This window comes from Xanthomonas sp. NCPPB 3200, from assembly GCF_056393585.1.
Window position 1 is genome coordinate 4,084,836 of the sequence record NZ_CM150785.1, and the last position, 23,238, is coordinate 4,108,073.

Sequence of the window (23,238 nt, forward strand, 5' to 3'; positions counted from 1 at the left end):
TCGTCGCACCGATCAGACCATCACGGCATTGCCGGAATCAGCTCCGTCTGGCAAAGGCCTGTCAGTCGCACGCCCTCCCTATTGCCCGCACAGTTCCGCCACGCGCCGAATCCTGTTCTGATAGCCCTTCCCTCCCGCGCCTTTCACCGAGCACCGCGATGCCGCAGATCCTGATCATCGACGACAACACCGCTGTGGCCACTGCGCTGGAGGTGCTGTTCTCGCTGCACGATATCGAGGCGCGGCATGCGCACTCGCCGCAGGCCGGGTTGGCGCTGCTGGACGAGCAGGGGTTCGACCTGGTGATCCAGGACATGAACTTCACCGCCGACACCACCTCCGGCGAGGAAGGCGAAGCGCTGTTCACCCAGATCCGTCAGCGCCACCCAGATTTGCCGGTGATCCTGCTCACCGCCTGGACCCACCTGGGCAGCGCGGTGGGCCTGGTCAAGGCCGGTGCGGCCGACTACATCGCCAAGCCTTGGGACGACACCAAGCTGCTGACCACGGTCAACAACCTGCTGGAGCTGTCCGAAGCGCGCCGTGAGCTGGAACGTCGGCGCGAGCGCGAGCGGCGCGGTCGCGAGCAGCTGACCCAACGTTACGACCTGCGTGGCGCGGTGTTCGCCGACCCCGCCAGCGAACGCGCGATCGCGCTCGCCTGCCAGGTCGCACGCTCGGATCTGCCGGTGCTGATCACCGGCCCCAACGGCAGCGGCAAGGAGAAGATCGCCGAGATCATCCAGGCCAACTCACCGGCCAAACACGGCCCGTTCATTGCGCTCAATTGCGGCGCATTGCCGGGCGAATTGATCGAAGCCGAACTATTCGGCGCCGAAGCCGGCGCGTATACCGGCGCCAACAAGGCGCGCGAAGGCAAGTTCGAAGCCGCCGATGGCGGCACGCTGTTTCTGGACGAAATCGGCAACCTGCCGCTGGCCGGGCAGATGAAGCTGCTGCGCGTGCTGGAAACCGGCCGCTACGAGCGCCTGGGCTCCAACCGCGAACGCCACGCCAAGGTGCGCGTGATCAGCGCCACCAATGCCGACCTGCAGGCCATGATTCGCGATGGCAGCTTCCGCGAAGACCTGTACTACCGCCTCAACACGGTGGAAATCGCGCTGCCCGCCCTGGCCGAACGCCCCGGCGATATCGGGCCGTTGGCCGAGCACTTCCTGGCCGGCGAAAAACCCTTGTCCACGCAGGCGCGTGATGCCTTGCAGCGGCACGCCTGGCCCGGCAACGTGCGCGAGCTGCGCAATGTGCTGCAACGCGCGTCGCTGCTTGCGCAAGGCGTGCGCATCGAGGCCGGCGATCTGAACCTGCCGCGCGCAGCCGCGTCGCGCCCGGCCGCGCCGGCAACCGGCGAGCCGGATCGCGCCCGTATCGAGCAGGCACTGGCGCGCGCGCAGGGCGTCATCGCCCAGGCCGCTGCCGAGCTGGGGCTGAGCAGGCAGGCGCTGTACCGGCGCATGGACCGCTACGGCATCACTTCGGAATGATTCCCGACATGTGGCAACGTTCCTTCACGTTCTCGCTGTTCCTGCGGCTGTTGCCGGTGCTGGCGCTGGCCGCCGCGCTGCCCTGGTTCATGGCGTACTGGATGGACCGTGGCTGGCAAGTGGCCGCGGTGTCGGTAGTCGTGCTGCTGTCGGCGATGTGGTTCAGCCTCAGCCGCGCCACTGCGCCAATGCGCTCGCTGTTCCGTGCGCTGGCCGGCACCACCAGCAGCTACCGCGATGGCGAATACAACTTCGGCGTGTACTGGCGCGGCAACGACGAGCTGGCGCAGCTGGTGCAGGCGCACGCGGAACTGGGCGAGGTGCTGCGCGCGCAACGGCGCAACCTGGTGCAGCGCGAACTGATGCTCGACACCATGCTGCAGAACACCCCGGTGGCGATGCTGCTGGTGGTGGCCGGTGGCGATGGCGTGCGCCGCATCGGCTTTTCCAACAACGCCGCACGCAAGCTGCTGCACGATGGCCGCAAGCTCGAAGGCCAGCACCTGGACGACGTGCTGGCGCGCATGCCCGGCGAACTGCGCGATGCGCTGGCCCGCGGCGGCGATTGCCTGTTTGCGGTCCGCGAGGACGGCGATGACGAAGACGACGAGCAGATCTATCACCTGTCACGCCGCAGTTTCCATCTCAACGGACGCGGTCACGAGCTGCTGCTGATCCGCACCCTCACCACCGAACTGCGGCGCCAGGAAGTGCAGACCTGGAAGAAGGTCATCCGGGTGATCAGCCATGAATTGAACAACTCGCTCGCGCCGATCGCCTCGCTGGCGCATTCCGGTGCCGAGTTGCTGCGCCGCGAACGCACCGACCGGCTCGGCACGGTGTTCGAGACCATCGAAGAACGCGCACGTCATCTGGAAGGCTTCATCCGCGGCTACGCCCGCTTTGCCAAGTTGCCGCAGCCACAGTTGCAGACCATCGAATGGGCACCGTTCCTGGAGCGTTTGCGGCAGCAGATTCCGTTTCAGCTGCAGGGCGCACTGAACGATGTCTCCAGCCGCATCGATGCCGCGCAGATCGAGCAGGCGCTGCTCAACCTGCTCAAGAACGCGCACGAAGCCTGCAGCGAAGCGCAGCCGCCCAACAGCGATGTCGCCGTGCGCGTTACGCGTGTGCCGCAATGGCTGCGGATCGAAGTGCTGGACCGCGGCAACGGCATGAACGAGGCCGTGCTGCATAACGCACTGATGCCGTTCTACTCGACCAAGCGCAATGGCACCGGGCTCGGGCTTGCGCTCACCCGCGAGATCGCCGAAGCACACGGCGGGCGCATCTCGCTGCATAACCGCGAACACGGCGGGTTGTGCGTCACCTTGCTGCTGCCGGCTGCGGCAGCCGGCTAGTTGCCGCGCATCGTTCCGCGCTCTTGGATCCGCGGTTGTTTCAACGCACCACAGGCATCGTCGGCACCGCTGGTGCGGGTGGCGGCGATGGCGCCGTAATAGCCGGCTCCCACGGTGTTGTCGACAAACTTCCCGCCTTGCGACGGACATTCGCCATCGGGCTTGATCCAGTCCGAAAAGGCCGCGTACTTGCCGGCCCGGACGAAACGGTTGGACGCCACGTAGGTGTTGTCGGAGGCATCGCGGGTACGCACGGCATCGCCGTTGACGTCGGTGAAGGTATTGCCTTCGATGCGGTTGCCGGACGAGTGGCGTGCCAGGTAGATCGCGTGCACGAAACCCGAGGTCCGGGTGTCGTTTTCGATCGATACGAAGCGATTGCGTTCGATGCGGTTGTCGCGCGAGTTCTGCAGGCGGATCGCCGCGAACGAATAGGCGGCCTCACTGCTGCTGCCATGGACACCGCCGATCCGCTCGAAGGTCATGTTGCGGATGATGTTGCCGCTGTTGCCGTCCACGCTGCGCTTGCTGCTGCCCAGGTCCATCGCCATCCAGTAATTGCTGACCTTCAACCCGGTGAAGGTCAGCCGGGTGGCAGCATCGCCGCCGCCCTTCAGCGTGAACCAGGTCGCGCCACCGCGCCCGTCGAACCACGGTGGCGCGGCAGCGTCGGACGCGGCGATGAAGCGAATGGGCGCCCCGTTGGTGAACGTCCATTGCACCGACTGCCGCAGATACGTGCCTGCAGCGATCACCACGTCCACCGCACCGCTGGGCCGCTGCTCCAACAGCCGCTGCTGGGCGGCCGCCAGACTCCGCAACGCGGTCGTTGCGCTGGTGCCTGCCGCCGCATCGTTGCCGTCCGGCGCCAGATACAGCCGGTAGGTCTGCGCATGGGCCGCAACTGGCAGCATTGCCGCCAATAGCAGCAGCCATGTCACCAGCAACACGCAACGCGGCGTTCGCACCATGCACCTCCTGAGCCATCGTGACGGGCATAGCCTATGCATGGCATCGCTTTACAGCAGCTGTGCGCGCTGCAGCGACATGCAGCCAGGCCGCAGGCCTGCAGGCAGGCTACTTCTTGGTCGGGCGTTGCCAGCCTTCGACCACGGTCTGACGCGCACGCGTGACGCTGAGCTGCCCGGCAGGCGCATCGCGGGTGATCACCGAGCCCGCGCCGATGGTGGCCATGGCGCCGATCTCGATCGGTGCCACCAGTGCGCTGTTGGAACCGACAAAGGCGCCATCGCCGATGCTGGTCTGCGACTTGTTCACGCCATCGTAGTTGCAGGTGATGGTGCCGGCACCGATGTTGACCTTGCTGCCGATCACCGCATCGCCCAGGTAGGTCAGATGGTTGGCTTTGCTGCCCACGCCCATCGTGACCTTCTTGGTCTCGACAAAGTTGCCGATATGCACGCCATCGGCCAGCACGGTGCCAGGACGCAGCCGCGCGAACGGACCGATCTGCACCGCCCCTTCCGTCACCACGCCTTCCAGATCGCAATGTGCGCGTACCTGCGTACCGGCGCCGAGCGTCACATCGCGCAGGCGCACGAACGGACCGACCACCACGCCATCGCCCAGCGTCACATCGCCTTCCAGGATCACGTCGATATCCAGCTGCACGTCGCTGCCCACCGTCACCGTGCCGCGCTGCTCCACGCGCGCCGGGTCGGCCATGCGCACGCCCTGCAGGCAAAGCGCACGGGCGGCACGCAGCTGCCAGGCGCGTTCCAGCTGCGCCAGTTGCCAGGGGTCGTTGGCGCCTTCCACATCCTGCACGTCGGCCACATGCACCATGTCGGCCGGGGTGAAATCGGCGGCGGCGCTGGCAAACACGTCGGTGAGATAGAACTCTCCTTGCGCATTCTCGTTGGACAGACCGGCCAGCCAGCGGCGCAGCGCCGTGGACTCGGCAGTGAGGATGCCGGTGTTGATGGTGCGGATGCGGCGCTGCTCGTCGTTGGCATCCTTCTGCTCGACGATCGCGGCGACCTTGCCCTCGGCATCGCGCAGGATGCGGCCGTAGCCGGTGGGATTGGGCACATCGGCCACCAGCACCGCCATGCGCCCGGGTGCGTGCAGCAGCTGCAGCAGGTCCTGGGACTGGATCAGCGGCACATCGCCGTACAGCACCAGCACCGTGGCCGCATCCGGAATCGCATCCATCGCCTGCTGCACTGCATGCCCGGTGCCCAGTTGCTGCCGTTGCTCGGCCCAGTGCAGATCGCTCTGCGCGGCAAACGCCGCCTGCACCTGCTCGCCGCCGTGCCCGTGCACCACATGGATCGCTGCCGGCTGCAGCTGCCGCGCCGTGGCGATCACATGTGCCAGCATCGGCTGGCCCGCCAGCGGCTGCAGCACCTTGGGCAGGGACGAGCGCATGCGCTTGCCCTCGCCCGCGGCCAGGATCACGACGTGCAGGGGCAGAGTCATCGAAGCGTTCCAGAACATGGGAGAGCCAAATTCTAGTCGCTGTCCAAGCAGTGCGTCGTGTCCTGCCCGCAGCACGCGCGACGATGACACTTTTCAAGCGCCGCTGCCGTTAGCATGAGCGCCCTTCCACGATGACACGGCCTGCATGAGTCTGTTCCGCCAAGGCAGCCAATTCATGATCATTGGCGCCCTGCAGCTGGCGGTGGACTGCGGCATCTTCATCGCCGCCACCGCGGCCGGCATGCCGGCCGTGCCTGCCAATCTGCTCGGGCGGATCAGCGGCGCGGTGCTGGGCTTCTGGCTCAACGGCCGCTACACCTTTGCCCAGGAAGGCGGCGCACGTCTGGGCTGGCCGCGTTTTCGCCGCTTTGCGCTGATGTGGCTGGCGCTGACACTCATCAGCACCTGGCTGTTGTCGGCAACGGTGGATCTGGTCGGCCTGCGCCAGGCCTGGCTGGCCAAACCGCTGGTGGAAGGCGGCCTGGCGATCGTGTCGTTTTTCCTGGGCCGGCACGTGGTGTATCGCTGAGCGAGCGTCCCTGAGCCCGGGCAGTGTCGGACCCGGCGCGTATCAGTGGCAGAAATCGCCTAGGCTTCTCACCAGTGCCGCACGATGCAGCGCGTCCAGCTGCCATTGCGCGGCGTAATGGGCCGCCGCACGCGCGGTGCTGGTCGCGCATTGCGGCGCTGCACGTGCCGGCGCGACCTCGGCCAGTGCGTCGAGCAATTGACCTTGCAGTTGATCCAGACGCGTGCGCAGGATCGCCAGATCCGGACGCGCCGTGTCCGGCGCGCGTCCGCGTTCGCGCCAGTGGTGCAACAGCGCGTATTGCACCGCCTTGTTGGCCTCGATCTGCGCCGCGAAGAAACGCGCCGCATCGTCGGCCTCCAGCCCATGCGCAGGCGCTTGCTCGCGCACGCTCTGCAGCACCGCCGCCTCGCGGGTCTGGTCCAGCACCGGCTTGCCGCTGTCCCACTTGCTCAGCGCCACCGCATCGCCGATGGCATTGCGTTGCACGATGCGATCCAGCAGCGGATCCAGCGGCGGCTGGCTGCGGGCCGGCAGCGCGCACCCCAGCATCGCCACGGCCAGCAGGCCGCTCAGCGCATAACTACGAAAGCCATCGATCGTGCGGGTCATCGGGTGTTCCTCGACGTGCGTGAGTGAGAGGCTGCGCCGCCTGCAACCGGCGGCACGGCACAAGGCAGGCAGTGTGCCTGCTGTCCCCAGGCATGGGGGCGGCGCCACGCACGCGCAGCTCCAGAAACGAAAACGCCGACCCTGAGGTCGGCGTTTCCAGTCCACACCGGCGTGCGGCGCTGCATCGGGTATCACGTCTGCGTGCGCTACCAAATGCGCGCACGCCCGCGTGCTTAGTGCTTGAGGTTGCGACGCAGGCGTTCCAGTGCCTGCAGCTGCACGGTCGCCTCGGCGAGCCGACGCTGCGCATCGGCCACATCCACCGTGTCGCCACGGTTGGCCAGCAGACGCTCGGCCTCTTCCTTGACCTTGCGCACGGCAGCTTCGTCGATGTCCTGCGCGCGCACCGCGGTGTCGACCAGCACGGTCACCACCTGCGGCTGCACTTCCAAAATGCCACCGGAAATGGCGAAGTCCAGCTGTTCGCCGCTGGCGGTGGTGACCACCACCTTGCCCGGCTTCAGGCGCGTGATCAGCGGTGCGTGCTTGGGCGCGATGCCCAGCTCACCCAACTCGCCGGTAGCCACGACCAGCGTCGCCTCACCGTGGAAGATTTCCTTCTCGGCGCTGACGATGTCGCAACGGATAGTGCTCATGGTGCCTCACTCTGTGAGGCGGGGAATCGGCAATCGGGATTCGGGAATGGGAAGAGCGCCTGGCTGCGCACGCTTCCTGGTTCCCGCACTCCGACTCGCCTACAACCCGCCTTTACGATTCCCAATTCCCGATTCCGATTCCAGCCGCACAGCGGCTGGAATCCATCAGGCCTTGGCGCTCATCTTGTTGGCTTTCTCGACGGCTTCTTCGATGCTGCCGACCATGTAGAACGCCTGCTCCGGCAGGTGGTCGTACTCGCCGTCGCAGATCGCCTTGAAGCCGCGGATGGTGTCCTTCAGCGAGACGTACTTGCCCGGCGAGCCGGTGAACACTTCGGCCACGTGGAAGGGCTGGCTGAAGAAGCGCTCGATCTTGCGTGCGCGCGACACCGACTGCTTGTCTTCTTCGCTCAGCTCGTCCATGCCCAGGATCGCGATGATGTCCTTCAGTTCCTTGTACTTCTGCAAGGTCTGCTGGACGCGCTGGGCGGTGTCGTAATGCTCGGTGCCGATCACCAGCGGGTCCATCTGGCGGCTGGTGGAATCCAGCGGATCCACCGCCGGGTAGATACCCAGCGAAGCGATGTTACGGCTCAGCGTGACGGTGGAGTCCAGGTGGGCGAAGGTGGTCGCCGGCGACGGGTCGGTCAGGTCGTCCGCAGGCACGTACACGGCCTGGATCGAGGTGATCGAACCGCTCTTGGTCGAGGTGATGCGCTCCTGCAACACGCCCATTTCCTCGGCCAGGGTCGGCTGGTAGCCCACTGCCGACGGCATGCGGCCGAGCAGCGCGGACACTTCGGTACCGGCCAGCGTGTAGCGGTAGATGTTGTCCACGAACAACAGCACGTCCTTGCCCTTGCCGTTCTCGTCCTTCTCGTCGCGGAAGTACTCAGCCATGGTCAGGCCGGTCAGCGCAACGCGCAGACGGTTGCCCGGCGGCTCGTTCATCTGGCCGTACACCATCGCGACCTTGTCCAGCACGTTGGAGTCTTTCATCTCGTGGTAGAAGTCGTTGCCCTCACGGGTACGCTCGCCCACGCCGGCAAACACGGACAGACCCGAGTGCGCCTTGGCGATGTTGTTGATCAGTTCCATCATGTTGACGGTCTTGCCGACGCCGGCGCCGCCGAACAGGCCAACCTTGCCGCCCTTGGCGAACGGGCACATCAGGTCGATGACCTTGATGCCGGTTTCCAGCAGCTCGGTGCTGGAGGACTGGTCTTCATACGACGGCGCAGCGCGATGGATTTCCCAATGGTCCGATGCCTGCACGTCGCCGGCTTCGTCGATCGGACGACCCAGCACGTCCATGATGCGGCCCAGCGTCCCGGCACCGACCGGCACCGAAATCGCGCGCTCGGTGTTGGTGGCCAGCAGGTTGCGCTTCAGGCCGTCGGTGGAGCCGAGCGCAATCGTGCGCACCACGCCATCGCCGAGCTGCTGCTGCACTTCCAGGGTGATTTCGGTGCCTTCGACCTTCAACGCGTGATAGACCTTCGGCACTTCATTGCGCTGGAATTCGACGTCGACGACCGCGCCGATGATCTGAACGATCTTGCCCTGACTCATTTGGATAACTCCACTAATGTCTGTTCGATTCTTGTGTCGGGAATAGGGAAACGGGAGTCGGGAATGGGAAGATCAAGTGCTGCTGCTTCGACCATTCCCGATTCTCCATTCCCTATTCCCGGCTATACGGCGGCCGCGCCGCTGACGATTTCCGAAATTTCCTGGGTGATCGCCGCCTGACGCGCCTTGTTGTAGACCAGTTGCAAGGTGCCGATCATCTTGTTGGCGTTGTCGCTGGCGGCCTTCATCGCCACCATGCGCGCAGCATGTTCGGAGGCCACGTTTTCCAGCACGGCCTGGTACACCAGCGACTCGATGTAACGCGTCATCACGTGCTCCAGCACGGTCGCGGCATCGGGTTCGTACAGGTAATCCCAATCGTGGTGCGCCACCTTGTGCTCGGCGGCCGGCAGCGGCAGCAGCTGATCGAAGCTGGCCTTCTGCGTCATCGTGTTCACGAAGCGGTTGTAGACCAGATACACGCGGTCCACCCTGCCCTCGACGAAGGCATCCAGCATCACCTTGATCACACCGATCAACTGCTCGATCTGCGGACTGTCGCCCAGATGGGTGACGCTGCCGACCATGTTGACCTTGATGCGACGGAAGAACGCCGAAGCCTTCTGGCCGATGGTCACCACGTCGATCTCGGCACCCTTGTCCTGCCACGGGCGCACTTCGCCCAGCATCCTGCGGAACAGGTTGTTGTTCAGGCCGCCGGCCAGGCCGCGGTCGGAAGAGATCACGATGTAACCGACCCGCTTGACCTGCTCGCGCTCGACCAGGAACGGATGCTGGTAATCGGTGCTGGCCTGCGCCAGATGCCCGATCACCTGCTTCATCGCCTGCGCGTACGGACGCGAGGTCTTCATACGGTCCTGCGCCTTGCGGATCTTGGAGGCCGAGACCATTTCGAGCGCGCGCGTCACCTTGCGGGTGTTCTGCACGCTCTTGATCTTGGTTTTGATTTCGCGTCCGCCTGCCATACTCGCTCGCTTCGCTCGCTTAGTGGGAATGGGGAATCGTGAGTCGGGAATTGGCACAGCCAACCCGCTTTGACGATTCCCTATTCTCTATTCCCGATTCCCGCAGCTGGATTTACCAGCTGCCCGTGGTCTTGAACTCTTCGATGCCCTTCTTGAAGGCAGCTTCGATGTCGTTGTCCCAGCCGCCGGTGCTGTTGATCTTGGAGACCAGCTCACCCTGGGTGTTGGCGAAGTGCGCGTGCAGGCCTTCTTCGAACGCCAGCAGCTTGTTGACCGGCACTTCGTCGAGATAGCCCTCGTTGACGGCATAGATCGACAGCGCCTGGTTGGCGATGGACATCGGCGCGTACTGCTTCTGCTTCATCAGCTCGGTGACGCGCTGACCACGCTCGAGCTGCTTGCGGGTGGCTTCGTCCAGGTCCGAGGCGAATTGCGCGAACGCGGCCAGCTCACGGTACTGCGCCAGCGAGATACGGATGCCGCCGGACAGCTTCTTGATGATCTTGGTCTGGGCCGCACCACCGACGCGCGACACCGAGATACCGGCGTTCACGGCCGGGCGGATGCCGGCGTTGAACAGGTCGGTTTCCAGGAAGATCTGGCCGTCGGTGATCGAGATCACGTTGGTCGGCACGAACGCGGACACGTCGCCGGCCTGCGTTTCGATGATCGGCAGCGCGGTCAGCGAACCGGTCTTGCCGGTCACCGCACCGTTGGTGAACTTCTCCACGTACTCCTCGGACACGCGCGCAGCACGCTCGAGCAGGCGGGAGTGCAGATAGAACACGTCACCCGGATAGGCTTCGCGGCCCGGCGGGCGCTTGAGCAGCAGCGAGATCTGGCGGTAGGCCACGGCCTGCTTGGACAGATCGTCGTACACGATCAGCGCGTCTTCGCCGCGGTCCATGAAGTACTCGCCCATGGTGCAGCCGGCATACGGGCTGATGTACTGCATCGCGGCCGATTCGGACGCGGTCGCAGCCACCACCACGGTGTGCGCCAGCGCGCCGTTCTCTTCGAGCTTGCGCACGATGTTGGCAACGGTCGAGGCCTTCTGGCCGATCGCCACGTACACGCACTTGATGCCGGTGCCCTTCTGGTTGATCACCGCGTCGATCGCCAGCGCGGTCTTGCCGGTCTGGCGGTCACCGATGACCAGCTCGCGCTGGCCGCGGCCGATCGGGATCATCGCATCGACCGACTTGTAGCCGGTCTGCACCGGCTGGTCGACCGACTTGCGCCAGATCACGCCGGGCGCAACGCGCTCCACCGGTGCGGTCTGGCTGGCGCCCAGCGGGCCCTTGCCGTCGATCGGCTCGCCCAGCGCGTTGACCACGCGACCGAGCAGTTCCGGACCGACCGGCACTTCCAGGATGCGGCCGGTGGTCTTGGCCACGTCGCCTTCGCGCAGGTTCTCGTAATCGCCCAGCACCACGGCGCCGACCGAATCGCGCTCCAGGTTCAGTGCGAGCGCGAAGGTGTTGTTCGGCAGTTCGATCATTTCGCCCTGCATCACGTCGGCCAGGCCGAAGATGCGCACGATGCCGTCGGACACGCTGGTCACGGAGCCTTCGTTGCGCGACTCTGCGGACAGCTTGACCGCCTCGATGCGGGTCTTGATCAGGTCGCTGATTTCGGAGGGGTTGAGCGTGGTTGCCATCGTTCAGTCCTAGGTGCCGGCCGCGAGGGCCATGCGTTTATGTGAATTCAGTGGGCGAGCGAGCTTTGCAGACGCGCAAGCTTGCCCTTCAGCGAGCCGTCGATGACCACGTCGCCGGTGTCGATCACCGCGCCGCCGATCAACGAAGCATCCACCGCGGTGGTGATGTCCACCTCGCGGCCGAAACGCTTCTTCAGCGCAGCAGCGATCGTGTCCAGTTCCGCCTGGCTCATTGCAGCCGCCGAGGTCACCGTCGCCTTGACGACGTGTTCGGCTTCGGCCCGCAGTTGTTCGTACAGTCCTGCCACTTCCGGCAGCAGCGACAGCCGCTGCGCGTCGGCCAGCAGGCCGAGGAAACGCAGGTAGTCTTCGCTCGCCTGCGGCGGCGCCAGCAACGTCACTGCCTGATCCTGGCCCAGGGCCGGGTTGAGCAGCAGCGCGGCCACGCGCGGGTCGCCGGCCACCTGCGCCGAAAACGCCAGCGCATCGGACCAGGGCGCGAAGTTGCCGCCCTCACGCGCGATCGCAAACGCGGCGCGGCCGTACGGACGGGCAAGTGTGAGGGCCTGACTCATCGATTAAATCTCCGCCGCCAGCTCGTCGAGCAGCGCCTTGTGGGCGTTGGCATCGATTTCGCGCTTGAGCAGCTTCTCGGCACCGCTGACGGCCAGCACGGACACCTGCTTGCGCAGTTCCTCGCGGGCACGCGTGGCGGACGCGTCGATCTCGGTCTGCGCCAGATCCTTCTGACGGTTGGCTTCGGCAATTGCCTCGTGCTTGGCCGCTTCGATGATCTGGTTGGCGCGCGCATGGGCCTGATCGATGATCTCGTTGGCCTTGGTGCGTGCGTCCTTCAGTGCTTCGTTGACCTTTTCCTGCGCCTGCGCCAGATCCTTCTGACTGCGATCGGCCGCAGCCAGACCTTCAGCGATCTTTTGCTGACGCTCTTCGATCGCCTGCAGCAGCGGCGGCCAGATCTTGGTCGCGACGATCCAGATCAGACCGGCGAAGGCAAGCGCCTGGGCAAAGATGGTAAGGGTGATATCCATGGGTCGCTCAATCGCTGTTTAGGGGTGAAAGCGCCACCGCATGGCGACGCTTTCCGACCTTCATCCGCGGACGCAACCGCGCACGGTTGCCTCCACATCCTGCTACCGCTGGATCAGCCGGCAGCCTGCGACAGACGCTCGATGAACACCTGGGCCAGCGGGTTGGCGAAGGCGAACAGCAGGCCGACGGCGACGCTGATGATGAACGCGGCGTCGATCAGGCCGGCGGTGATGAACATGCGGACCTGCAGCACCGGGATCAGCTCCGGCTGGCGCGCAGCCGATTCCAGGAACTTGCCAGCCATGATGGCCAGACCGAGGCCGGCACCCAGCGCGGCCAGGCCGATCATGATGCCGACGGCGAGGACGGTGGAGCTCTGGACTTGAGCGAGGTTGGTCAGGACGGCGAGGTACATGGTGATCTCCGAACGAAAGTTTCTAAGGGTGATGGATGAATCGGGATGAAGCGTATGAAGGGTGCAGCGAAACTCAGTGACTGTCTTCGGCAAGGCTCAGATACACGATCGACAGCATCATGAAAATGAAGGCCTGCAGCGGAATCACCAACAGGTGGAACAGCATCCAGCCGAGGCCGAATACGCCGCCAGCGACCATGCCGGCGATGCCCGCACCGCCCAGCACCCAGATCAGCAGGAAGACGATCTCGCCGCCGAACATGTTGCCGAACAGTCGCATCGCCAGCGAAATCGGCTTGCTCAGCCACTCGACGATGTTCAAAAGCAGGTTGAACGGCATCATCCACTTGCCGAACGGCGCCGTCAGGAATTCCTTGGTCATGCCGCCCACGCCCTTGGAGCGCAGCGAGAAGACGATCATCAGGAAGAACACGCTGATCGACATGCCCAGGGTGGCATTGACGTCGGCGGTGGGCACCGGCTTCCAGGCGTGGATGCCGGCCCAGCCCAGCGGGATGGCGATGAAATCGGCCGGGATCATCTTGATGAGGTTCATCAACAGGATCCAGAAGAAGATGGTGATCGCGATCGGCGTCACCAGCTTGCTGCTGCCGTGATAGGTGTCCTTGGCCTGACGGTCGACAAACTCGAGGCAGATTTCGACAAACGCCTGCCACTTGCCCGGCACGCCGGCGGTGGCATTGCGGGTCGCCGTCCAGAACGCGAAGACCATCACCAGGCCCATCAGCACCGCCATGACCAGGGTGTCGACGTGGATGGTCCAAAACGTGCCGCCACCCTCGCGAACCGGATAGATCAGGTTCTGCAAGTGATGCTGGATATAGGAGGTAGGTGTTGCTGCCTCGCCCGCCATGTGTCCGGAGCCCTTTAAGTTCGAATCAACGCCTGGCCAGAGCCAGAACCTGAAAAATCAGCCCGATGGCGATACCCGCCAGCAAGGCCAGAGGAGGCAGCCGCCACAGGCCGAAGCCAAGCGCCAGCGCCACGAAAACCAACACCCACTTCAACACCATCGCCAGGATCAGCCGGACCATGGCAATGCCGGCTGCCTGGATACCGCCACCTAGCGCGGTACGTGCTGCCACCCAACCGCCCAGCACCGTCGCAAACCCGGTCAATGCCAGACCGGCAGAGTAACGGGGACCGACCAACAGCAACCCCAGACTGGTTATAGCTACAGCGGCAAGCGGATATACCGCAGCGCGCAGCATCAACCGCCGACCCGCGTCAACGGAGTTCAGCACTACGGTTACCTTACGTGTGAATGAGTGGGAAGCGCAGATGCGCCTCGTCGAGCCGCGAAAGTATAGCAATGGGACAAATTGCGAGACAACCGGCAGAGGTCATCCGTTGCTGCGTCGCACCATACAGGGTTGCCGCGGCGGGTGGGAACTTTGCCACAAACCGGCGGTCATAACCCGCGAGGCCTGCACATCCTCGTCGAAAGGTCCCGCCGCAGGTCGCGTATGGGAGCCCCGGAGCATCGGGGCTCCTGCTTTTTACGCATTTTGTCGCACCCTGCGACCTTCCCGTTGGCGGTCCAATCGGTGCCATGGCGGCTTGACCCATGCCGCGGCGCTTCGCGCCTGGCGCCCGGATTGCGCAACGTACGACTAAAGTCTGACCCCTGCAGCAGCGGACCGTTTTGTCCGATTGCTATCCCGGCCTTCACGGCAATGCGACAGCTCCTTCACTTATGGAAGACGCCGTCTTATCGAAGATGCGCCGCACAGGCCGAAACGCCTGACCATTCCAAGAATTCGGAGCTCCCCATGAAACACCTTCTCGCACTGGCCATCCCGTGCGTATTGGCTGCCGCCTACGCCGCGCCGGCGCACGCCGAAGATACCGATGACCGCTTCCAGCTCCGTCTGGGTGCGATGAACGTCGACAACGACAACACCATCCGTGGCAACACGCTGGTGGCAGGCAACAATGTGTCGGTCAACGAAGACTTCAAGCTCGGCGGCAAGGAATGGGAGCCGCGCGTCGACGGCGTGTTCCGCATCAGCACCCGCCAGCGCCTGATCTTCGATTACTTCAAGTACGACAAGGATCGCCGCGAGACCCTGACCCAGGACATCAGCGGCGGTGGCGTCACCGTGCCGACCGGCAGCTTCATCAAGGGCGAGCTGAAGTATCAGGTTGCCACCCTGGTGTATGACTACTCGGTGATCGACTCGCCGGAATTCAGCCTGGGCCTGCAGATCGGCGCCGAATACGCCAAGGTCGAAGCCAACGCGTACGCCGACCTGGGCAGCGTCTTCAGCGGCGATGTGCTGGACGAAAGCGAAGACGGCGTTGCGCCGGTGGTCGGCATCCGCTTCACCGCGCGCCCGAGCGAGCATTGGCTGTTCAACGTGCAGGGCCAGTACCTCAACACCAGCTGGGGCGACTTTGGCGATTACGACGGCGACCTGAGCCGCGCCAACGCGATAGCCGAATACCGCTTCACCAAGAACTTCGGCATCTTCGCCGGCTACGACTGGTTCAAGCTCGACGTCGACCAGCGCGGCAGCGATGGCCTGATCGGTCTGAAGCAGGAGTTCAAGGGCCCGGTTGCGGGCGTGACGTTCGCGTTCTGATCGACGCGCAGCGTTGCACCAAAAGGCCCGCGTTTTGCGGGCCTTTTGTTTTCTTGTGCGGTGCCGACGGCACCAGCGAGTGCGCTGGTATCGCCATGCGCTACCTGTTGCGTCAGCGCACCCGGCATCTGCGCCTTGAAGACCGGATCGGCATGGCAATGCCGCACCAGCATCCACACCGTCACGCCCGCCTGCGCCGCACGGCAGGTCATTGTGCCCGGCGACGATGCGCCGGACCCTCGTCCCGCTGCGCAGCTGCAACGCGCCATGGGACCACAGCGCAGAGCATCAGCACTGCGAGCACTGCATTCCGTGGCGCATGCAGCGCCCCGGTGGGAACGGCCGCACCCTGCAACCCCTCCCGGCAGCACACCGAAACGACAACGCCCCGCGCAAGGCGGGGCGTCGCTGGCCGTGCCGCAAATGGCGGCGCTTACTTCTTCTTGGGGATGTACAGGTCGGTGATGGTGCCGTCGTAGACCTCGGCGGCCATGCCGACCGATTCGCTCAGGGTCGGATGCGCGTGGATGGTGTGGCCGATGTCTTCGGCCTCGGCGCCCATCTCGATCGCCAGGCCGATCTCGGCCAGCAGATCACCGGCATGCACGCCGACGATGGCACCACCGATCACGCGGTGGGTTTCTTCGTCGAAGATCAGCTTGGTGAAGCCTTCGGTGCGGCCGATGCCGATCGCGCGGCCACTGGCGGCCCACGGGAACTTGGCCACGCCGACCTTCAGGCCCTTGGCCTTGGCCTCGGTCTCGGTCACGCCGACCCAGGCGATTTCCGGGTTGGTGTAGGCGACCGACGGAATCACCCGCGCCACCCATTCCTTCTTCTCGCCGGCAGCCACTTCGGCGGCCAGCTTGCCCTCGTGGGTGGCCTTGTGCGCCAGCATCGGGTTACCGACGATGTCGCCGATGGCGAAGATGTGCGGCACGTTGGTGCGCATCTGCCGATCGACCGGAATGAAGCCGCGCTCGGTGATGGTGACGCCGGCCTTGTCGGCACCGATCTTCTTGCCGTTGGGCGTGCGGCCAACCGCCACCAGCACGCGGTCGTAGGCGGTGGCCTGCAGACCCGGCTTCTCGCCTTCGGTCGCCGCTTCGAACGACACCGTGATGCCGCCGGCGTCGGCCTTGACGTCGGTGGCCTTGGTCTTGAGATGGACCTCCACGCCCTGCTTCTTCAGGCGATCGGCCAGCGGCTTGACCAGGTCCTTGTCGGCGCCCGGCATCAGCTGGTCCATGAACTCGACCACGGTCACCTTGCTGCCGAGCGCGCTGTACACCGTGGCCATTTCCAGGCCGATGATGCCGCCGCCGACCACCAGCAGGGTCTTGGGAATGTCGTGCAGTTCCAGCGCGTCGGTGGAGTCCATCACGCGCTTGTCGTCCCACGGGAAGTTCGGCAGCTTCACCGCCTGCGAACCGGCGGCGATGATGCAGTGCTCGAAGCGCAGCAGCTGGGTCTTGCCGTCGTCGCCGACGATCTCCAGCTCGTTGGGCGACACGAACGACGCCACGCCGGTGACGGTGCGCACCTTGCGCTGCTTGGCCATGCTGGCCAGGCCGCCGGTGAGCTTGCCGACCACCTTTTCCTTGTACTCGCGCAGCTTGTCCAGGGTGATCCTGGGCTGGCCGAAGTCCACGCCGAAATCGCCGGCGTGCGCCACTTCGTCGATCACCGCGGCGGCATGCAGCAGCGCCTTGGACGGGATGCAGCCGACATTGAGGCAGACCCCGCCCAGGCTGGCGTAGCGCTCGATCAGCACCGTATCCAGGCCCAGGTCGGCGGCGCGGAATGCGGCGGTGTAGCCGCCAGGGCCGGCGCCGAGCACCACCATCTTGCATTCGATATCGGCCGGCTTGCCGCTGGCCAGCGCCGGCTTGGACGGCGCCGGTTCGGCCGGCGCGCGATGCGACGGCGTTACCGGCGGCTTGCTGCCGGGCGCGGCGGCAGGCGCCGCAGCCGCCGGTGCGGGCTTGCTGTCGGCCTTGGCGGGCGCAGCCGGTGCGGCGGCCTCGCCTTCGGCTTCCAGCAGCAGCACCAGCGCACCTTCGGACAGGCTGTCACCCACCTTGACCTTGAGCTCCTTGACCACACCGGCGGCCGAGGACGGCACTTCCAGCGTGGCCTTGTCCGACTCCAGCGTCACCAGGCCCTGATCCTTGACCACGCTGTCGCCGACGGCGACCAGCACTTCGATGACGGGGACATCGCTGTAATCGCCGATGTCGGGAACCTTGATTTCAATGACCGCCATTTGCTTCTCCTGTGGCTCAACCGGCCGTGCCGGCAAGCGTCTGCTGGAGTTCATCCAGCGACGATTCGATTTGGGTCCAGCGCTTGTCGCGCTTCTTTTCCTTGCCTTCGCTGGCTTCGATCAGCAACGCGGCCTGCTGCAGCAGCAACTCGCCGGCGCCGCAGCTCGGGCGGGTGCCGCTGTAACGCACGCCATCGACCTGGAACGACAGCACCTCGCCCTCGCTCACCGGGGCGCTGCGACCGCTCGGCGCCAGTTGCGTCAGTGCGCCGGTCCAGTTGCTGACCAGGCGCCTTGCCAACGCCGCCGGAATCGGGATCTCGACCGTTTCCGGGGTTTGCGCGGTGCGGAACTGCACGCTGCCACGATCGCTCTGGCTGACCCAGCTGTAGACGCGCTCGTCGGCGCGGCTGTGCCGCAAAGTCCAGTCGGCACCGTCCTTGCCCGGCACGAGCGATACGCCGCTTTCCACGCCGCGGGTAGGCAGCGTCAGCAGCGACAGGCTCGGCCTGGTGCCGGCGTCGAGCAGCGTGGTCACCGCGGTGCCGTAGTTGCCCACCGCCGGCGGCCAGCCGCGCCCGAGGGTGCTCTCGCACTCGCGTGCCGCCGCGGATGTCCACGGCAGCACGCCCAGCAGGGCGAAGGTCAGCAGCGCTGCTCTCACAGCAGGACGCGGCGCATGTCGGCCAGCACCTGGCTGAGGTAGGTGGTGAAGCGTGCGGCCAGCGCGCCGTCGATGACGCGGTGGTCGTAGCTCAACGACAGCGGCAGCATCAGCTTGGGTGCGAACTCCTTGCCGTTCCACACCGGCTGCATCGCCGACTTGGACACGCCCAGGATCGCCACTTCCGGCGCATTGATGATCGGCGTGAACGCCGTACCACCGATGCCGCCCAGCGAGCTGATCGAGAAGCAGCCGCCGCTCATGTCGGCCGGGCCGAGCTTGCCGTCGCGCGCCTTCTTGGCCAGCTCGCCGCTTTCCTGCGCGATCTGCAGCACGCCCTTCTTGTCGACGTCGCGGATCACCGGCACGACCAGGCCGTTCGGGGTGTCGGCGGCGAAGCCGATGTTGATGTACTTCTTCAGCGTCAGGTTCTCGCCGGCCGCATCCAGCGAGGCGTTGAACTCGGGGAACTTCTTCAACGCGGCGGCGCTGGCCTTGACCAGGAAGGCGAGCATGGTCAGCTTGATGCCGGCCTTCTCGTTTTCCTTGTTCAACGCCACGCGCAGGGCTTCCAGGTCGGTGATGTCGGCCGATTCGAACTGGGTGACGTGCGGAATCATCGCCCAGTTGCGTGCCAGGTTGGCACCGGAAATCTTCTTGATGCGCGACAGCGGCTGGGTCTCGGTCTCGCCGAACTTGCTGAAGTCCACCTTCGGCCAGGCCAGCAGGTTCAGACCGTTGCCACCACCGGCCGGTGCGGCCCCGGCTGCGGCAGGCGCGCCGCCGCTGAGTGCGGCCTTGACGAAGCGCTGCACGTCCTCACGGGTGATGCGGCCGCCCTTTTCGCTGCCCTTGAGCTGGTTCAGATCCACGCCGAGCTCGCGTGCGAACACGCGCACCACTGGGCTGGCGTAGGCCACCTTGGACGGCAGCACGCTGTCGGCGTCGAAGGTCACCGGCGGGCTGGACGGCTGCCCGGCCGACGGCTGACCGCCCTGCGCAGGCTGCGCGGCCTCGCTGGACCGGGCGCCCTGCACCTGCGCGATCTCGCGCTGGGCCAGCTTGTCCGGCACCGCAGACACGGCGACCGGCTCGACCTTGCCGGCGGTTTCGGCGGTGTCGGTGCTGGGCTTGGCCGGGGACTGCGCCGCTCCGGCGCCGCCATCGCTGGCAGCGATGATCGCCACCACATTGCCCTGCGAGAGCGTGTCGCCGACCTTGACCTTGAGTTCCTTGACCACACCGGCGGCCGAGGACGGCACTTCCATCGTGGCCTTGTCCGATTCCAGCGTGACCAGGCTCTGGTCCTTGACGACGGTATCGCCGACGGCGACCAGCACCTCGATCACCGGGATGTCGGTGTAATCGCCGATATCGGGCACACGGGCCTCGACCAGGCCGCCGTCCGAGGACGCGGCAGGCGCAGCCGGCTCGGCCTTGGCGGCAGGCGCCGGCGCGGCAGCGGGCGCAGCCTTGGCCGGAGCGGCCGGAGCGGCGGCCGGGGCGGGTGCGGCGGCGGTTTCGGCGCCGGCGTCGGCCACTTCGATCAGCGCGACCAGCGCGCCCTGCGACAGCGAATCGCCGACCTTGACCTTGATCTCCTTGACCACGCCGGCCACCGACGAGGGCACTTCCATCGTGGCCTTGTCCGATTCCAGCGTGACCAGGCTCTGGTCCTTGCTGACCGTATCGCCGACCGACACCAGCACCTCGATTACCGGGACATCGCTGTAGTCACCGATATCGGGGACAAGTGCTTCCTTGATTTCGGCCATACGGGGAACTCCGGCAACAGAATGGGGAAACCCCTATTGTGGCCGGCTGCGGGCCGCAGCGCCAACCATTGCCGTGGAAAAAGTCGCGCACCGGACGGGATGCAGCGTTCGCCGGCGCATGCGCCGGATCATTTCGACGCGCGTCGATCGACCCGCAACAGTTGCAGTGGCTCGCCCGAGGGCAAACGATACGCCAGCGCATTGTCCAAGCCGTCGAGCGCCTCGACACGCGTGCACAGTTGCTGCGCGCGTGGCCGCAACGCACGCGCCTGCGGCTCGATCAGGCGCTCGATGCGCGTTTCCACCCCTTCCAGCGACCGCAGCTGCAGATCGTTTCCGGTCAGTGCCGACTGCACCGCACCGGCGACGACATCGCCGATCAGCTGCGGCAGCAGCTCGGCCACCATCGCGCCGATGTCGTCATCGATATCGATCGAGGTGAGCTGGCTCTTGCCGAAACTCTGCTTCAGGCGGGTGTCGATCTTTTCGCGCACGGCCGCCAGCTGCACGCGTGTGGCCTCGGGGCTGCGGCTGAAGCCGGCCGCCACCTCGCCCAGCGCAGTGACGGCGATGTCGGCCGCTTCACGCCCGACCTCCTGCGCCAGCGGCACCACGTCGCGGGTCTGCCGCTCGAACTGGATCAACCGCGCGCGATCGTCCGCGCTCACCGCGACCCAGCGGTCGTCGACGAACAACGCGCCCTGGCGCATCACCAGCCGCTGCGGCGTACCCGACGCGCGGATCAGGATCAGGCTGCGCGGATTGAGCGTGAGGTCGTAGTCGCTGCTGACATTGCAATGCAGATCGTCGGCGCTGGCAGCCGGTACGGCGACCAACAGACCCAGCAGCAGGCCCGCTGCCATCGGTAGTGCGTGCTTGATCGCCATCTGGTCGCTTCCGTTATGCGTTGGCTGCAACATGCCTGCCCAGGAGCAGCACTGGCCCGTGCCGGACGCTGGCATGACTTCCGGCCGGTGGCTGCGCCCTGACCTACACGGCCGGCGTTGCGGTGGTGACAGGTGTCGGCCAACTCCGCCACGACGCAGGCACATGGCTCGCATGGCGCCATTGGCTCGCTGATGTCTTCGCTCATGGATTGGTTGCGCGGCGATCCGACGTCGCTAATCCAGCGCGTCGCGCAGCGGCTGCCACGCCGCGCACAGCCGTGGCAGCGACCATGCTGCATTGGCCGGGCTGGTGGACGGCAAGGCCCATACCGGCACCGTATGCAGGGCAACTGGCAGCAGCGGCTGCACATGGCGGCGCCATGCCTGCGCGGCGGCCGCCCCGTTGCAGGCGACCGCGCGCAGCTGCGGCAGCGTCGCCAGCCGCGCCGCCAGCGGGTTGACCACGATGCTGCTGGCGACGATGGCAGTGTCCAGGCTGCCGTGCCGCTCGCATTGGCCGATCACATCCCACAGGCCCACCCCGCAGTTGGCCAGCGCCTGCAGGCGCGCCGGATATGCCAACCCGGCGTGGATGCCCAGCAGTTCCTGCATCAGCGGCCAGAAACGGTTGCGCGGATGGGCGTAGTACATCGCCGCGTGCAACGAGGCGGTGCCCGGCATCGAGCCGAGCACCAGGACACGGCAATCGTTAGGAATGTGCGCTGGAAGGCCCTGCAACAGGTCGGTTTTCGTCACGGCGATCGCATCTGCGTGAATGTCTTTTTCAGCTTGCCTGTTGCAGCCACGGCCTTCTCCGGAAACTTGCTGAACAAACGAAATTTTAGCGAGCCACGGGTGGGCGTGGATTCAGATTTTCAGGAATAGCTTTGGCGCGGCCCACTCCACGGGCCTAACAAGAACACTGAGGAGACCCCCAATGCGTGCCATTTCCATCCTGAGCCTGGCTGCCGTATCCGCACTTGCGTTTGCGCCGTCGGCATTTGCACAAGACACCACCTACACCGGCGACACCTCCTCGGCTTCCACCAGCGCCGATAGCGCTTCCGGAAAGCATTGGGCAGTGGTCGGCGGTGTTGCTCTGATCAAGCCGAAGAACGATCCGGCTCCCGGCCTGGACGTCGATGGCGGCCCGGCACCGACGCTGAGCGCCAGCTACTACATCAACGACAACTGGGCCGTTGAGCTGTGGGGCGCCGCTGACAAGTTCAACCACCGTGTCAACGCCGATGGCGTGGGCAAGATCGGTACCGTCGAGCAGCAGCCGATCGCCATCAGCGGCCAGTACCACTTCGGCCAGGCCGATAACGTGTTCCGTCCGTTCGTGGGCGTGGGCTACTACGAGTCGAACTTCAGCAACGAGAAGATCGACGCGGCGTCGGCCACCGGCCAGCACGTGGGCCTGGACACCGCCAAGGGTGTCATCGGCACCGTCGGCGTGGACATGAACATCAACTCCACCTGGTTCGCACGTGCCGACGCCCGCTACATGCGTTCGCGTCCGGAACTGCGCGTGGGCGGCCAGGGCACCGGCAGCGAGCTGGAACTGGATCCGTGGACCGTCGGCTTCGGCGTCGGCGCGCGCTTCTAAGCACGCCGGCAAGCGACGTTTCAGTCGAACAAGAACGGGCCGCAAGGCCCGTTTTTTTATGCTTTGGAATCGTGGCGCCGCCCGCTCAGCGCCAGTAGACGCTGCCGCGCAGGCGCGCGCTGCGCCAGCGCCACCACAACAAGGTGGCATAGGCGAGCGCATAGCCGAGCAGTACGCCGGCCGCGCCCAACAGGCTGGCGTGACTGAGCCACCCTTCCGTGGGCCAGGCAGCACCCTGCCAAGTGCTGCGCCACCCCTGCACCATGCCGGCGATCACACGTACCACCACCAGCGCGGTCAAGGCCAGCACCAGCCACAGGTTGGGCCGGTAGAACAGCCCCTGCTGGGTGCGCTCGAAGCGGGTCAGACGCAGTGCCAGCAGCCCCAGCGCCAGCCCGCAGGCCCAGCCGAAGGCGGCATGGCTGATCGCGCCGGGCCAGAACGCGGCGGCGATCAACACGAAGATCACGAACAACACCGTGGAAAGGCCGGCCGAGACCAGATTGATCATCAACAGCCAGCCGCGTGCCTGCCGCCGCGCGGTGCCGACACGAAAGCGCTGCACCAGCGACAACGGCAACAGCACCGCGAACACCGCCAGGGCGATGATCACGGCCAGCGGTATGGCGAGGAGAAGTGGCATCAC

The 23,238-nt window shown here is 65.7% G+C and carries 23 protein-coding genes; 5 read left to right on the forward strand and 18 right to left on the reverse strand.

The annotated features are described in order from the left end of the window. Nucleotides 1-158: 158 nt before the first annotated feature. Nucleotides 159-1,502 (forward strand): sigma-54-dependent transcriptional regulator, encoded by a 1,344-nt coding sequence (locus AC06DU_RS17480; RefSeq protein ID WP_053054038.1) that lies wholly within the window; start codon nucleotides 159-161, stop codon nucleotides 1,500-1,502. An 8-nt stretch (nucleotides 1,503-1,510) separates the two neighbouring features. Then, nucleotides 1,511-2,863 carry a sensor histidine kinase gene (locus AC06DU_RS17485; protein WP_046344461.1) on the forward strand — a complete coding sequence of 451 codons (1,353 nt, stop codon included), beginning with the start codon at nucleotides 1,511-1,513 and terminating at the stop codon, nucleotides 2,861-2,863. Here the strand turns inward: AC06DU_RS17485 and AC06DU_RS17490 are convergent. Both AC06DU_RS17490 and glmU read right to left on the reverse strand, forming a co-directional pair. Then, a complete protein-coding gene (locus tag AC06DU_RS17490) occupies nucleotides 2,860-3,834 on the reverse strand; it encodes a right-handed parallel beta-helix repeat-containing protein (RefSeq protein ID WP_478202919.1) in 975 nt (324 codons plus the stop codon). The two genes, AC06DU_RS17485 and AC06DU_RS17490, sit on opposite strands and share 4 nt — an antisense overlap. A gap of 106 nt (nucleotides 3,835-3,940) precedes the next feature. After that, entirely contained in the window at nucleotides 3,941-5,305 is a 1,365-nt protein-coding gene (gene glmU, locus AC06DU_RS17495; protein WP_184433383.1) for a bifunctional UDP-N-acetylglucosamine diphosphorylase/glucosamine-1-phosphate N-acetyltransferase GlmU, read from the reverse strand. Between the two features lie 145 nt (nucleotides 5,306-5,450). Between glmU and AC06DU_RS17500 the strand changes: the two genes are divergently transcribed. After that, nucleotides 5,451-5,834 (forward strand): GtrA family protein, encoded by a 384-nt coding sequence (locus AC06DU_RS17500; RefSeq protein ID WP_016901007.1) that lies wholly within the window; start codon nucleotides 5,451-5,453, stop codon nucleotides 5,832-5,834. A gap of 42 nt (nucleotides 5,835-5,876) precedes the next feature. Here the strand turns inward: AC06DU_RS17500 and AC06DU_RS17505 are convergent, their stop codons facing one another. The 10 genes from AC06DU_RS17505 to AC06DU_RS17550 all read right to left on the reverse strand — a co-directional run bounded on the left by AC06DU_RS17505 (nucleotide 5,877) and on the right by AC06DU_RS17550 (nucleotide 14,050). Beyond that, complete coding sequence (locus tag AC06DU_RS17505) at nucleotides 5,877-6,446, reverse strand: chorismate mutase (protein ID WP_434982621.1); 570 nt, start codon at nucleotides 6,444-6,446, stop codon at nucleotides 5,877-5,879. Nucleotides 6,447-6,679: 233 nt separating this feature from the next. Continuing rightward, nucleotides 6,680-7,102 carry a F0F1 ATP synthase subunit epsilon gene (locus AC06DU_RS17510; protein ID WP_024938404.1) on the reverse strand — a complete coding sequence of 141 codons (423 nt, stop codon included), beginning with the start codon at nucleotides 7,100-7,102 and terminating at the stop codon, nucleotides 6,680-6,682. A gap of 165 nt (nucleotides 7,103-7,267) precedes the next feature. Further along, nucleotides 7,268-8,674 carry a F0F1 ATP synthase subunit beta gene (gene atpD / locus AC06DU_RS17515; protein ID WP_016901010.1) on the reverse strand — a complete coding sequence of 469 codons (1,407 nt, stop codon included), beginning with the start codon at nucleotides 8,672-8,674 and terminating at the stop codon, nucleotides 7,268-7,270. A 122-nt stretch (nucleotides 8,675-8,796) separates the two neighbouring features. Further along, nucleotides 8,797-9,660, reverse strand: a complete 864-nt coding sequence (gene atpG / locus AC06DU_RS17520) for a F0F1 ATP synthase subunit gamma (protein WP_047129381.1) — start codon at nucleotides 9,658-9,660, stop codon at nucleotides 8,797-8,799. Between the two features lie 112 nt (nucleotides 9,661-9,772). Then, complete coding sequence (gene atpA, locus AC06DU_RS17525; protein ID WP_047127371.1) at nucleotides 9,773-11,320, reverse strand: F0F1 ATP synthase subunit alpha; 1,548 nt, start codon at nucleotides 11,318-11,320, stop codon at nucleotides 9,773-9,775. A gap of 47 nt (nucleotides 11,321-11,367) precedes the next feature. Next, nucleotides 11,368-11,895, reverse strand: coding sequence for a F0F1 ATP synthase subunit delta (locus tag AC06DU_RS17530; protein WP_016901013.1), 528 nt, complete (start codon nucleotides 11,893-11,895; stop codon nucleotides 11,368-11,370). Nucleotides 11,896-11,898: 3 nt separating this feature from the next. Then, the gene (locus tag AC06DU_RS17535) at nucleotides 11,899-12,369 is read right to left on the reverse strand and encodes a F0F1 ATP synthase subunit B (protein ID WP_016901014.1); all 471 of its coding nucleotides are present in this window, start codon (nucleotides 12,367-12,369) and stop codon (nucleotides 11,899-11,901) included. A 113-nt stretch (nucleotides 12,370-12,482) separates the two neighbouring features. Then, nucleotides 12,483-12,785: a F0F1 ATP synthase subunit C gene (gene atpE / locus AC06DU_RS17540; protein ID WP_002814105.1), complete on the reverse strand. Its 303-nt coding sequence runs from the start codon at nucleotides 12,783-12,785 to the stop codon at nucleotides 12,483-12,485. Between the two features lie 73 nt (nucleotides 12,786-12,858). Beyond that, the gene (atpB, locus tag AC06DU_RS17545) at nucleotides 12,859-13,659 is read right to left on the reverse strand and encodes a F0F1 ATP synthase subunit A (RefSeq protein ID WP_016901015.1); all 801 of its coding nucleotides are present in this window, start codon (nucleotides 13,657-13,659) and stop codon (nucleotides 12,859-12,861) included. 25 nt (nucleotides 13,660-13,684) lie between these two features. Next, a complete protein-coding gene (locus AC06DU_RS17550) occupies nucleotides 13,685-14,050 on the reverse strand; it encodes a hypothetical protein (RefSeq protein WP_016901016.1) in 366 nt (121 codons plus the stop codon). 528 nt (nucleotides 14,051-14,578) lie between these two features. On the opposite strand from AC06DU_RS17550, the gene AC06DU_RS17555 reads away from it, so the two are divergent. Next, nucleotides 14,579-15,391 (forward strand): hypothetical protein, encoded by an 813-nt coding sequence (locus AC06DU_RS17555; RefSeq protein ID WP_026064024.1) that lies wholly within the window; start codon nucleotides 14,579-14,581, stop codon nucleotides 15,389-15,391. 433 nt (nucleotides 15,392-15,824) lie between these two features. On the opposite strand, the gene lpdA is transcribed toward AC06DU_RS17555, so the two are convergent. From lpdA to AC06DU_RS17580, 5 genes are all read right to left on the reverse strand, one after another. Further along, a complete protein-coding gene (gene lpdA / locus AC06DU_RS17560; protein ID WP_039525258.1) occupies nucleotides 15,825-17,657 on the reverse strand; it encodes a dihydrolipoyl dehydrogenase in 1,833 nt (610 codons plus the stop codon). Nucleotides 17,658-17,673: 16 nt separating this feature from the next. Next, nucleotides 17,674-18,321 carry a hypothetical protein gene (locus AC06DU_RS17565; RefSeq protein WP_054592378.1) on the reverse strand — a complete coding sequence of 216 codons (648 nt, stop codon included), beginning with the start codon at nucleotides 18,319-18,321 and terminating at the stop codon, nucleotides 17,674-17,676. Further along, nucleotides 18,318-20,096 carry a dihydrolipoyllysine-residue acetyltransferase gene (locus AC06DU_RS17570; RefSeq protein WP_478202920.1) on the reverse strand — a complete coding sequence of 593 codons (1,779 nt, stop codon included), beginning with the start codon at nucleotides 20,094-20,096 and terminating at the stop codon, nucleotides 18,318-18,320. Before AC06DU_RS17570 ends, AC06DU_RS17565 begins: the two co-directional genes overlap by 4 nt. 128 nt (nucleotides 20,097-20,224) lie before the next feature. Continuing rightward, the gene (locus AC06DU_RS17575; protein ID WP_039529675.1) at nucleotides 20,225-20,983 is read right to left on the reverse strand and encodes a DUF2884 family protein; all 759 of its coding nucleotides are present in this window, start codon (nucleotides 20,981-20,983) and stop codon (nucleotides 20,225-20,227) included. A gap of 234 nt (nucleotides 20,984-21,217) precedes the next feature. Further along, entirely contained in the window at nucleotides 21,218-21,745 is a 528-nt protein-coding gene (locus tag AC06DU_RS17580; RefSeq protein WP_478204449.1) for a DNA-deoxyinosine glycosylase, read from the reverse strand. 175 nt (nucleotides 21,746-21,920) lie between these two features. Here AC06DU_RS17580 and AC06DU_RS17585 point away from each other — a divergent pair, with 175 nt between their 5' ends. Then, entirely contained in the window at nucleotides 21,921-22,592 is a 672-nt protein-coding gene (locus AC06DU_RS17585) for an OmpW/AlkL family protein (RefSeq protein WP_016901022.1), read from the forward strand. A gap of 85 nt (nucleotides 22,593-22,677) precedes the next feature. On the opposite strand, the gene AC06DU_RS17590 is transcribed toward AC06DU_RS17585, so the two are convergent. After that, entirely contained in the window at nucleotides 22,678-23,235 is a 558-nt protein-coding gene (locus AC06DU_RS17590; protein WP_024940264.1) for a CcdC protein domain-containing protein, read from the reverse strand. Nucleotides 23,236-23,238 lie beyond the last annotated feature (3 nt).